This is a genomic window from Exiguobacterium sp. Helios (assembly GCF_014524545.1).
GTDB lineage: Bacteria > Bacillota > Bacilli > Exiguobacteriales > Exiguobacteriaceae > Exiguobacterium_A.
In genome coordinates this window covers 156,291-168,254 of record NZ_CP053557.1, presented here as the reverse complement: position 1 = coordinate 168,254, position 11,964 = coordinate 156,291, and the positions used below count along the sequence as shown (strand labels likewise).

General features: G+C 48.1%; 13 protein-coding genes and 1 riboswitch. Of the genes, 7 read left to right on the top strand and 6 right to left on the bottom strand.

Features of this window, described 5'->3' with window-relative positions; genetic code table 11:
• Window positions 1-130 precede the first annotated feature (130 nt).
• Window positions 131-1,576, top strand: coding sequence for a DEAD/DEAH box helicase (locus HNY42_RS00890; protein WP_114596721.1), 1,446 nt, complete (start codon window positions 131-133; stop codon window positions 1,574-1,576).
• 25 nt (window positions 1,577-1,601) lie between these two features.
• Here the strand turns inward: HNY42_RS00890 and HNY42_RS00885 are convergent, their stop codons facing one another.
• From HNY42_RS00885 to HNY42_RS00865, 5 genes are all read right to left on the bottom strand, one after another.
• Complete coding sequence (locus tag HNY42_RS00885) at window positions 1,602-2,921, bottom strand: NAD(P)/FAD-dependent oxidoreductase (protein ID WP_188004917.1); 1,320 nt, start codon at window positions 2,919-2,921, stop codon at window positions 1,602-1,604.
• Window positions 2,922-2,995: 74 nt separating this feature from the next.
• Window positions 2,996-3,631, bottom strand: a complete 636-nt coding sequence (locus HNY42_RS00880; RefSeq protein ID WP_131503572.1) for a nitroreductase family protein — start codon at window positions 3,629-3,631, stop codon at window positions 2,996-2,998.
• Between the two features lie 54 nt (window positions 3,632-3,685).
• Window positions 3,686-4,321 carry a nitroreductase family protein gene (locus tag HNY42_RS00875; protein ID WP_131503571.1) on the bottom strand — a complete coding sequence of 212 codons (636 nt, stop codon included), beginning with the start codon at window positions 4,319-4,321 and terminating at the stop codon, window positions 3,686-3,688.
• 15 nt (window positions 4,322-4,336) lie between these two features.
• Entirely contained in the window at window positions 4,337-4,792 is a 456-nt protein-coding gene (locus tag HNY42_RS00870; protein WP_131503570.1) for a MarR family winged helix-turn-helix transcriptional regulator, read from the bottom strand.
• Between the two features lie 149 nt (window positions 4,793-4,941).
• Window positions 4,942-5,610, bottom strand: coding sequence for a YczE/YyaS/YitT family protein (locus tag HNY42_RS00865; RefSeq protein ID WP_188004916.1), 669 nt, complete (start codon window positions 5,608-5,610; stop codon window positions 4,942-4,944).
• A gap of 151 nt (window positions 5,611-5,761) precedes the next feature.
• Here HNY42_RS00865 and HNY42_RS00860 point away from each other — a divergent pair, with 151 nt between their 5' ends.
• The 6 genes from HNY42_RS00860 (at window position 5,762) to HNY42_RS00835 (ending at window position 11,468) form a co-directional block, all read left to right on the top strand.
• Window positions 5,762-6,541, top strand: coding sequence for a DUF817 domain-containing protein (locus HNY42_RS00860; RefSeq protein ID WP_188004915.1), 780 nt, complete (start codon window positions 5,762-5,764; stop codon window positions 6,539-6,541).
• Between the two features lie 90 nt (window positions 6,542-6,631).
• Window positions 6,632-7,897, top strand: coding sequence for a DUF2325 domain-containing protein (locus HNY42_RS00855; RefSeq protein ID WP_188004914.1), 1,266 nt, complete (start codon window positions 6,632-6,634; stop codon window positions 7,895-7,897).
• A gap of 70 nt (window positions 7,898-7,967) precedes the next feature.
• On the top strand, window positions 7,968-8,606 hold the full coding sequence (locus HNY42_RS00850) for a DUF975 family protein (protein ID WP_114596714.1): 639 nt from the start codon (window positions 7,968-7,970) through the stop codon (window positions 8,604-8,606).
• 119 nt (window positions 8,607-8,725) lie between these two features.
• A riboswitch (SAM riboswitch) is annotated at window positions 8,726-8,831 on the top strand.
• Between the two features lie 73 nt (window positions 8,832-8,904).
• Window positions 8,905-9,963, top strand: coding sequence for an LLM class flavin-dependent oxidoreductase (locus HNY42_RS00845; protein WP_188004912.1), 1,059 nt, complete (start codon window positions 8,905-8,907; stop codon window positions 9,961-9,963).
• The gene (locus HNY42_RS00840; RefSeq protein ID WP_188004911.1) at window positions 9,960-10,907 is read left to right on the top strand and encodes an ATP-grasp domain-containing protein; all 948 of its coding nucleotides are present in this window, start codon (window positions 9,960-9,962) and stop codon (window positions 10,905-10,907) included. Before HNY42_RS00845 ends, HNY42_RS00840 begins: the two co-directional genes overlap by 4 nt.
• Before the next feature lie 102 nt (window positions 10,908-11,009).
• On the top strand, window positions 11,010-11,468 hold the full coding sequence (locus HNY42_RS00835) for an SRPBCC family protein (protein WP_188004909.1): 459 nt from the start codon (window positions 11,010-11,012) through the stop codon (window positions 11,466-11,468).
• A gap of 66 nt (window positions 11,469-11,534) precedes the next feature.
• On the opposite strand, the gene HNY42_RS00830 is transcribed toward HNY42_RS00835, so the two are convergent.
• On the bottom strand, window positions 11,535-11,915 hold the full coding sequence (locus HNY42_RS00830) for an NUDIX domain-containing protein (protein ID WP_188004908.1): 381 nt from the start codon (window positions 11,913-11,915) through the stop codon (window positions 11,535-11,537).
• Window positions 11,916-11,964: the final 49 nt, after the last annotated feature.

The window sequence follows — 11,964 nt, the reverse complement described above, 5'->3', positions numbered from 1 at the left end:
AGTGGAGCTTCCTGTCACTCTGACGGGAAGCTCTTTTGACGTTCTGTTGAAAGTAGCGCATAATGAGAGGTCACGTCTGATTCATTCATCGAACCAACACATAAACTATAAAAATAAATGAGGTATTCTTATGTCTAAAAAACCATTCACTGATTTTCAGCTCAGTACACCGATTCTAGAAGCGATCGAACAGCTCGGCTACCATACACCGACCGATGTCCAACAAGCAGTTATTCCGGTCGCTTTGTCGGAAAAAGATATCATCGTCAAATCACGGACCGGCAGCGGGAAGACGGCATCGTTCGGGATTCCGCTCTGTGAGCTCGTCGAGTGGGAAGAAAACAAACCACAGGCGTTGATCTTGACACCGACGCGCGAACTGGCCCTGCAAGTCACGGAAGATGTCATGAACATCGGTCGTTATAAACGGATCAAAGCAACAGCCGTTTTCGGCAAACAGCCATTCCGGGGTCAAGTTGCAGAACTCAAGCAAAAAACACACATCGTCGTCGGAACACCGGGACGGGTGCTCGATCATCTGGAGCGCGGCACGTTATCACTTGAAAAAGTGAAATACCTGGTTCTTGACGAGGCAGACGAGATGCTCAACATGGGCTTCCTCGATCAAGTGGATACGATCTTAAAACAATTGCCGAAACAGCGGACGACCATGCTGTTCTCTGCGACGTTCCCACAGGACATCCATCAGCTGAGTGACCGTTACATGCAGTCACCGAAGGAAGTCGAAATCCTGACAAAGGCAACGGAAATTGCAGAAATCGAACACAGTTATATTACGGTAACCGATAAAACGAAATTTGCGGTCCTCAAAGATGTCACGGTCGTCGAAAATCCGGACCGGTGCATGATTTTCTGCCGGACGAAAGAACATGTCGATTTCGTCGCCCAAGGGTTGGCATCAATGGATTATCCGGTCGAAAAAATTCACGGCGGAATGGAACAGGATGAGCGTCTTGCTGTCATGAAAGCCTTCCGGGCAGGTGAGTTCCGTTATCTCGTCGCGACAGACGTCGCAGCACGTGGCATCGATATTGAAAACATCACACACGTCATCCAGTACGACATGCCGGTCGAAAAAGAAAGTTATGTGCACCGGACAGGCCGGACGGGACGGGCAGGAGCGCTCGGAAAAGCAATCAGTTTAGTGACCGAGTCCGATATGCGCCGTCTGCGTGAAGTCGAACAGTACCGTGGTGAGGCCATTGAAAGACGCCAGGCACCGACTGAAAAGGAACTGATTCGGACAGCGGATGCGTTTGAAGAGAAAATTACGACGGCTGATGTCCGGGCTTCGAAAACGGAACAGCTGAATGCCGATATCATGAAGCTCTATTTTAACGGCGGGAAGAAAAAGAAACTGCGTGCCGTTGATTTCGTCGGAACGATTGCGAAAATCGAAGGCATGACCGCGCAAGACATCGGAATCATCACGATTCAGGATACCGTCACGTACGTGGAAATCCTGAACGGAAAAGGTCCGCTCGTCTTGCGGGCGATGAAGACAACAAAAGTCAAAGGTAAACAGTTGAAAGTGTACGAAGCGTTCAAAAAATAAATGGCAGCAGCCGTCTCAAGAGACATCACTCTCTTAAGACGGCTGTTTTTTGTGTCAGGTGCTGTCCGAGATAAAGACCGCTTGCAGCTGCTTGTGACAGGGAGTGCGTCACACCGGAGCAATCGCCGATGGCATACAGTCCCGGAAGATCCGTTTCAAAGACCGGAGACGTCGACAACACCGGGGCATAAAATTTTCCATCCACACCGTACAGTAACGTATCCGGAGAGAGTGGCGTCTCGAGGAGGTGTTCAAGTCGGTCCAGAAATTCCAACAAGACCGTGATGTCGGTATCGGGCACTTCCTCGATCAGATTTCCGGGTGTCGCTTCCAGGGTCGGTCTGACTTTATTTTCAACGAGAGCATGTGGCTGTGTAGAGTGACCGGCACGCAAATCATCAAGCCGTTGCACGACAATCCGGTCCGTCCCTTGGTTGATGCGTCCGATGACGGAAGCGGCATAGTGATTCGCTTCTCCGAGTGTCGCAAAATAACGCGGTAAAAACAGCGTGAAGTTCAAGTTGGTCGTTCCGGACTCCTGTTCGCGAAAATTCTGACCGTCCGGCATGACGAGACCCTCCTGATGTTTGCGGATGATTCGTCCTTTCGGATTCATGCAGTACGTGACCGCCGTTCCGGCTGCTGACGCATAGGCCAATTTTGTTTCGAATGTATCCTGTAACAGTGTCCGGAATGCCGTTTCCTCCATCTCGATCCGGATGCCGAGGTCGAGACGGGTTTTATTTTGAACTAATCCAAGCGTTTGCAGTTGTTGCTGCATCCAGGTCGTACCGGAACGTCCGGTCGCGAAGACGACGCGTTGACTCGAAAATGTTTCGTGTTCAGTCGTGAGCAGAAATCCGTCCGCTTGCTGTTCGATTGTCGCAACAGCCGTCTCAAAACGAAAGGTAACGTATTGGTGAAGTGCGGCTTCGAGCTGTCTTAAAATCCGTTCCGATAGTGATGTCCCTAAATGCCGGACCGTCGTTTCGATTGTTTCAAGACCGGCTGCTTTTGCCCGGGTTGCTAGCACAAAATTTGCCGTCGAATACGATTCGACTTCATCCGCGCCGTAACGACACAAGAGGGCATCGACCTGTTGCATCAGGTGGAGCGTTTTCTCCGTTCCTAGCTTCCCGGCGAGTTCGCCGCCGAATCCGGCAGAATAGTTGTATTTTCCTTCCGATTTTCCGAGTCCGCCAAAACCAAGATAGGTTTCTTGCAGTGTACGTTGGCCAAGCGGTTTTCCGGCATCAATCACTAAGACGGTCTGACCGTGTTCCATCAGTTCATGGGCCAAAAAGATGCCGGCGACGCCGGCACCGATAATCGTCACATCATACATCGTTTGACCAGCTCCTTTTTGTTAGTATACAAAAAAACCGGATTCCTGTTGAGGAATCCGGAACTCGAAAACGATTATTTCCAGTCTGTGATGTCGTTGATCGGTAGACGGACCGATGGGTAACCGGCGTCAACTGCTTTTCCAATTGAAAGGAGCATGACAGGGAGGTAACGGTCTTTATCCATACCGAATGCTTCCGCGATTTGGTCTTTTTCGTAGCCACCAATCGGGTTCGTGTCATAACCGTGTGCACGTGCCACAAGCATCAATTGCATTGAGACGAGACCTGAATCAATCAAGATGCTGTCCCGAAGTGTATCTGTATCTTCCGGGCTGTAGAAGCCTTTGATGGCAGGGACTTGGCGGTCACGGACTTCTAGCGGCATCAAGCCTTTTTCAACAGCCATATCATAGATTGTATCGATGCTGTCGACTGCATTCATATCACCAAAGACCGCGATGACAGCAGATGATGTCTCGACTTGGACTTGATTGAATTTAGCGAGTGGAGCAAGCGTCGCTTTTCCTTCTGCACTGTCGATGACAAGGAAACGCCATGGTTGCATGTTGACAGAAGACGGAGCAAGTGTTGCTTCTTCAAGGATTTGTGTCATTTCTTCTTTTGAAATCTTGACGTTTGTGTCGTAGTTGCGGATTGAGCGGCGTCCTTTAACGATTTCCATAAAGTCTGTAGTTGTTTGAGTTGTCATAGTAATAATCTCCCTTTTTGTTTGTTCTCTATTTTTGGTTAGTACGGGTACTACTTATTTCCAGTCTGCGATGTCGTTGATCGGCAGGCGAACCGACGGGTATCCTGTGTCGACTGCTTTTCCGATTGATAACAGCATAACTGGTACGTAACGGTCTTTTTCCATGCCAAACGCTTCAGCGATTTGATCTTTTTCGTAACCGCCGATTGGGTTCGTGTCGTAACCATGCGCCCGGGCAACGAGCATTAATTGCATCGAGACGAGACCTGAGTCGATCAAGATGCTGTCTTTGAGTGCGCTGGCCGGTACGCTTTCGTACATACCTTGAATCGCCGGTACTTGACGATCGCGGACTTCTTGCGGCATGAGTCCTTGTGCGACTGCTGTATCGTAGATATTTTCAAGTTGATCAATCGCCTTCATGTCACCGAAAACTGCGATGACAGCAGATGATGATTCAACTTGAACCTGGTTGAACTTAGCGAGTGGAGCAAGCGTCGCTTTCCCTTCTGCACTGTCGATGACGAGGAAACGCCATGGCTGCATGTTGACAGAAGACGGAGCGAGTGTCGCTTCTTCAAGGATCTGTGTCATTTCTTCTTTTGAAATCTTGACGTTTGTGTCGTAGTTACGGATCGAGCGGCGTCCTTTAACGATTTCCATGAAATCAGTCGTAGTTTGTGTAGTCATTTGAAAATCTCCTTTTTAGTTAACGGTTGTTTTAGGTAAGGTGAGGGCATTTGTTTCAATCCGTTGGATCATCTGTGCCAGCTGGTGTTGTTCGTCTGCCGTGAATCCTTCAAGCAGCTGTTCGAGGAATTCATCTTTTTGCTGACGTAACCGGGTAATCCGGGTCGCACCTTCTGGCGTCAGTGAAACGAGAATGACGCGGTTATCTGTTGCAGAACGGACCCGTTCAATCATCCCGTTCGTTTCGAGATGTTTTAAGTGTCGTGTTACCGCTGCATTATCAACGTTAACCCGTTGTTGCAACTCTTTTTGACTAATGGTCGCATCGACCTCGAGTTGGGCTAATAGGTCCATCCGGGTTTGGCTGAAGCCGTCCGTACAGAGGTCAAATTTTTGAGCAATCGTCTTATTGACAGAGACGAGTGCATAAATCAGTCGTCCTTTTTCAGTACAGGAAATACTCAAGTTCATCACATCCTTCCCTTCGTTCGAAAAATCCTTGACGCATCAAAGATTGATATGTAAACGAATATAACGTGTCTACTTTCATGACGCAACTAATATGCTTCATCCACAAAAAAAGATACCATTTCCTGTGAAATGGTATCGAGTCAGACGACTTAACTGATTTTTTGTTGTTTCCGGGGAATCGTTCCGGCATCAATCGCAGCAATCATCCGACGGAAATGCCCCAACCAAAATTGAAGGAACGGGCCGATCAGGAAAATCGATAAGATCGTTCCGAAGAACACGGGTCCTCCGAGCAGCCAACCGATGCCGCAAGCGGTGATTTCCATGAATGTCCGCATCATCCGGATGGACGTACCGAACCGTTCAGCGAGCGTCAGTGTCAGTCCGTCCCGCGGCCCGGCACCGTACCCGACAGCAACATACAGACCCGCTCCCATCCCGATGATGAAGATGCCGGCAATCAGCCAAAACGTGTTCTGCCACAGGGAAGAAAATGAGGGCAGGAGACCTGAACCAAGAACGAGATTCATGAACACCCCGACGAAAATCGCGTTGACGAGTGTGCCGACCTGGGGTGTGATCCGGTCGAGCAAGTATTTGACGAACACCAATAACAATCCGACAAGAAGGATGATTGTACCGACGGAAAACGGTGTTTTATTTTGAAGACCAAGGTGAAGAACGTCCCAGGTCGAGACGCCGAGTTGTGCCGTGATCATCATCGATGAACCGACAGCGAGTAAAAAAAGGCCAAATAAAAATAATGCCCATTTCAGGAAAGAACGTAACAGCCAAGACGTGTGAATGGTCTGCTTCATGAATGGAAGACACCTCGTTTCAAAATCAAATTGATTCATTAACTGTACCATGTTTGATGGAGGAAACTAAAGGAAATCCGATATTTTCCATCCTGAGATGGAGGGAATCCGTCCTGCTTATCCGTATACTGATAAAAAAGGAGGTCAGTCGATGAGAAAAATCCGCCATTTGATCCGTTTTACATATCTTGAAGCCATCTGTTGTGTGTTCCCGGTCGCGATTTTCTTGGCGCTTGCGACATCCCGCTATCTGCCGGCGGAGCCGATTGCCCGCTATGATTTGCTTTTAATTTGGTGTCTCCTCGTACAAATCGTTTTACTTGTCACGCGTTATGAAACAAAGGAAGAGTTTAAATTGATTTTAATATTCCATGCGATTGGACTCGGACTTGAGCTGTTTAAAGTCCAGGTCGGCTCCTGGAGTTATCCGGAGGATGCCTTCAGCAAAGTGTTGGGTGTTCCGCTCTATGCCGGCTTCATGTATGCAAGTGTCGCCAGTTACATCTGTCAGGCATTTCGTCGTTTTGATCTCCGCATTACACAGTTTCCCCGGCCGCTGTTTGCTTTAGCGACTGGTCTGCTCGTGTACGCTAACTTTTTTACCCATCATTGGTTGTTTGATTTTCGTTGGATTTTGATGGGGATTGTCGCTCTCATCTTTTATAAGTCCTGGGTCTATTTTCGTCTGGATGAGACTGTCTACCGGATGCCGCTCGTTCTTTCGTTTGGTCTGATTGCCTGGTTTATCTGGCTGGCGGAAAATATCGTGACCTTTTTTAAGGGTTGGGTGTATCCGAATCAGCAGGATGGATGGGAGCTGGTCGACTTCGGGAAATTATCGTCCTGGTTTTTACTTGTCATCATCACGATTTTGATTGTTTCCGTCGAAAAATACCGGCTCGGTGATCCGTCAATCGAAATCAAATCATAACCTTATCAAAAAAATAACCCGGTCTTTTTTTGACCAACCTACACGAAAGTCCCTTGCTATAGTTGAAAAAAAGCAAAGGGGTTGTTGAAGATGATGCAACAAATCGTGGAACGGGCGAAGGCGTTGGTCGCCGGTAAAATGCAAGTAGTCGAAACGGCGGAAGAATGGGATTTACTGCTCGAGGAAATCCGGGGAATCGATGAATGGGTGCAGATGTCGCGTTACTATACACCTTCTGAAAAGTTGGACTTCACGTGGAACGAAACAGAAGAAGACGTCACATTCGAACAATCTGTCATTCCTCCAGCACAGATCAATCCTGTCATCGAACAACGTTACGCCTATACGTTTGTCCGTGAATTAAAAGATGGTTCTTTACGGGAATGGCCGAACAGTCATATCTCGGAAACAGAAATCCGGCAATGGAATCTCGAACATGGAATGGAAATCCGTGTCCAAGTCGTACATCAGGACTCCCGCCGGACGACACTTGAAGTGATGGCTGTTGTCGCGACTGACCGGATGAAGCCACTGTCGGAACGAATCGTTTTTGAAAAATGTATCGTTAAAAATCACGGTATCATTGAATCGACGGTCGAAGGAGCATTAAAGGATGAGACGGGAAAACCTTTTTACTATGCGACACCACTTGAAGACATGCGCTTCTTCCATCTGAAAGAAGGACAGCTCGTCGATCTCGTCATGTGGAAAGGTCGTCCTGAAACACTGACGATTGCCTGGAAATATGCGTTCCAATATCAAGAGCCGACAGTACAACTGTTAGAGACGTCAAACGATCCAACAGCACCAGGGCCTTCGTCAGTTGAACCGACTCACGAATCAGCCGTCAAAAAGTCGGGATGCTATCTGAAGCAAATGAAACGAAAATCGAAAGTAAAACAGGAACAGAAAACGCGCCGGATTCGTGAAAAGAAATCCCGACCGTTGACACCACTCGTCACGACGTCCGTACCGGGGCAGCCCATCGACTTCCTCGATAAGGAACCACTTGATTTTGCACCATTTGAAAGCATGCGGCTGGTCATCGTCGGCAATGAACAGCAAGCACCGGTCTATCGGACATTTTTCGAAAAAACAGGTATCGAGTTGATCCATCTGTCGGGTGATGCCCAATCAGCGAAGAAGATTGCCAGTCTCGCGAAAAAGACCGATGCGATTGTCGTCATCACGAGCCGTGTATCCCATGCGGCTTCAGCACACGTCATCGCGCAGGCGAAGAAACATGATATTCCGTTTGCGATGGAGCGGCTCGACGGACGACGTTCGTTGTATACGGCATGCCAGCGCCAACTTGAAAAAGCACGCTTAAATCAGTTAAAAACAGGAAAATCCTGAAAAAAGGTGAAACTCCTCTCTTCATGAGCCGTAAATAGAGATAGAACTTATTTTGAGGAGGATCATATTCATGTCATCACAATTAAAAAAATCAGCAAAGGAAGCATTAAGCGGTCGTTGGGGCTTTACGGTCTTGATGTTTTTATTATTCGCAATTCTGCAAGTCATTCCGGAACTACTGTCGTCTGATTATGACGAACCTTTCCAGACGATTGACTTCCTCGGATTGATTGCAACGATCTTATTACTCCCACTTGGTGCAGGATGGGTCTGGTTCTCACTTTCTATCGCACGGGGAGAACAAACAAAAATCAGTGATTTATTTGAGCCCTATAAATATTTCATAAAAGTTGTCCTGCTTTCAATCGTCCAATTTGTATTCTTGTTCCTATGGGCATTGTTATTGGTTGTACCGGCCATTATCAAATCATTTTCGTATATGTTAACTTACTACATTTTGCGGGATGAACCTTCGATTGGTGTATTGGAAGCAATCACCCGGTCACGTCAAATGATGGATGGACACAAAATGGAAGCTTTCCTGTTGATTCTATCGTTCATCGGCTGGTTTTTCCTTGGATTGATTACGATCGGAATCGGATTCTTGTGGATTATTCCTTACGTCAGCGTCACGCTTGCAAAATTCTATGATCGGATCCGCGGCGAAGAAGCACCCGTCGAACAATCGACGTTTGTTGCCCCATATTAAGACGAGGAGGATGAGAGCTTAGCTCTCGTCCTTTTTTTGAATATCTTTTTAATTCCGATTGGAAAACAAGGTTTAATGATTGCTTTACTCTGCTAAAAAGTGTACGATAATTCCAATAATTCTTATCAAGAGAAGTCGAGGGAATGGCCCGAAGACACTTCAGCAACCCCGCTAGCAGCGGAAGGTGCTACTTCCTAAAGGAATCTTTTCCTTTACAGATAAGAGCAGACATGATTAATCCGTCGCTCTTTTCGATTTTCGAGAAGAGCGACTTTTTTTTACAAGGGGGATATGACGGATGGAGTATGGATTTTGGTTACCGATTTTTGGCGGATGGTTACGGAATGTCGAGGACGAACAGATGCCGGCGACATTCGATTATGCGAAACAGGTCGCACAAACGGCTGAACAAATCGGGTTTTCAACGACCTTGATTGCGGAATTGAACTTAAATGACATCAAAGGACTTGAAGCACCAAGTCTTGAAGCCTGGACGACGGCAGCGGCGATTGCCGCGACGACGGAACGACTGGAAATCATGACAGCGGTCCGTCCGGGGTTCCATAATCCGGCGACGACCGCGAAGATGGCAGCAAACATCGATCAACTTAGCCACGGGCGCTTTACGTTAAACGTCGTCTCTGCCTGGTGGGAAGAAGAAGCGCGGCAATACAACGGGATCTTCACAGCTCACGACGAACGCTACGCGCGGACGGAAGAGTTTGTCACGATCATGAAAGGATTATGGGCAGATGCTTCGCCGTACAGCTTCGACGGGAACTACTATACGCTCGAGAAGACGCAACTGCATCCGAAGCCGGTTCAACGACCGGGCATCAAGTTGTACGCAGGCGGGGAAAGTGAAGCCGGCAAACAAACCATCGTCAATCATTGTGACGCTTATGTCATGCACGGCGGAACAGTGGAAGAAGTGTCCGTTAAGATTGAGGATATGAAGGCGCGCCGACAAGCGACAGGGCAACCGCCGCTTGAAAGTTTTGGATTGGCTGCTTATATCATCTGCCGCGATACGGAAGAAGAGGCTATTCAAGAATGGCAACGAATTACGGACGTCAAGGAAGACAGTGCCGGATACGCCGGGTACGACGACTTCGTCAGCAAATCACAACTCGAACAGCAGGTAAAACGGAACGATTATTCGGTCTCGAACCGCGGACTCCGTCCTGATTTGATTGGAACACCGGAACAGATTGCCGAACGGATTCTTGCGTTTGAGCAGGTGGGTGTCTCCTTATTATTACTTCAATTTTCACCACAACTGGAAGAAATGGAACGCTTCGCGCGCGACGTCATGCCGCTTGTCGAAGAAAAACGAAAGGTAGGTCAAACCAAATGACAAAAATTCATATCTTACACGAAAACCAGGAATGGACGGACCATTTAATTAAACGACTCGAGGAACTGGAGTTGCCGTATGAACAGTGGCATCTCGATGAAGGACAGGTCCCGCTTGATGAAGTCCCGCCAGAAGGCGTCTTCTACAGCCGGATGAGTGCGTCGTCGCATACGCGCGGGCACCGCTACGCCCCGGAACTGACGGAAGGGGTACTCGCGTGGCTAGAGGAACACGACCGGACTGTCTTTAACGGAACACGTGCCTTGCGTCTTGAAGTGAGTAAAATCAATCAGTATACGGCCCTTCGAAAAGCCGGTATCCGGGTTCCGAAAACGACAGCTGCCGTCGGGCGTGATCAAATCGTCGAAGCGGCGAAAAACATCGGCGTGTCCTCGTTTATCACGAAACACAACCGTGCCGGAAAAGGACTTGGTGTCCAGTTGTTCCATTCGATCGAAGCACTTGAGACATATCTTGATGGACCAACGTTTGATGAACCGGTCGACGGGATCACGCTGATTCAAGAATATATCCAGGCACCGGAACCGTACATCACGCGCTGTGAGTTCGTCGGCGGGAAGTTTGTTTATGCTGTCCAGGTCGACACATCAGAAGGATTTGAACTGTGCCCGGCAGATGCCTGTGTCATTGACGACTTGTTCTGCCCGGTCGGGGAAGATGCCCCACAAACACCGATGAAGTTTAAAGTCGTCGACGGATTTAATGATCCGATCATTCAAAAGTATGAAGCCTTCCTGCAAGCGAACCAGATCGCGGTCGCCGGCATCGAGTTCATCAAGGATGCGGATGGAACAATCTATACGTATGACGTCAATACGAATACGAATTACAATTCAGACGCGGAAGCAGCTGCCGGTAAGTTCGGCATGCTCGAACTGGCGAAGTTCCTCGGTGCGGCCCTTGAACGTCAGACTGTAAAATAATCATCACGGACCGATTAAAATAAGCCAAATACCCTGCATGTGTGTAGTCTGAAGTTAGAACTGCACACATCAGGGTATTTTTCAGTAAAAGGAGGTGTTGGGATGGTAACGTGGCATGAAGAAAAGAGACTGGATGTTCCAATCGAGGAAGCCTGGCATATCTTTGATCACGATCGGTTACAACGCCTGATTCCAGGTGTCGTCCAGCACGATGTGATCGAACGGAAACCGGGTGTCGTCGGTTCGACATACCGGCAAACGTATATGCAGGGGAATCGCCTCGAGACATATATCGTGACGGATTTTGCCTATACAAATCAACCGGATTTCAAACAAAATACGATTGGATTTACGCTTGCCAAAATCTTTAAGCTCGAGATGACCTTTACGTTGAAGCGGCTCGACGAAAAAAGTTGTCAGCTGATTTATACCGGGAAAAACGAAGGGGCGAATTTCGTCGGACGAAGCCTGCTGTCGCTTGGCGGCGAACGGGAAACGGAAAAAATCGTGCAAGGGTTACTCCGTCGTGTGGAAGAAGAGGCAAGTCAAATGCGTACATGATCAATAAAGGCATCTACTCGACTGGAGCAGATGCCTTTCGTTTGGTTTTACAAAAAAGAGTATGTCTTATCCTAAAGCTGTTAAAATTTTTGCGACTTGTCGATCGGCGGTCATCTCCGAAAGTAGCATCCATCTCACTCCGGTCAGAACTTGGTCTCCCTCCGGGCGCTCTGGATCATATCCCAAAATCGGTTCGCGTGAATCGATCTGTCTGACTAAAAAGCAGATCTCTTGTCCGTTTGCGTGAGTTTCTGAGTAAAGAGGTTTGATGATGCGGATGGCGAGATTCACTTCCTCTTGCACCTCCCGAATGACCGCTTGTTCGAAGGTTTCATTTTCCTCGAGCCCCCCTCCGGGTAATGTCCAGAAACTTCGATCGTTTGTCTCAAGACGGACCATCAAAATCTGATTGTTCTTAATCAAAGCTGCGCAGGCACGGTGACGCACATGATTTCCTCCTCTGTTCCGATTCATACGTTTAGTGTACAAAAAAGAG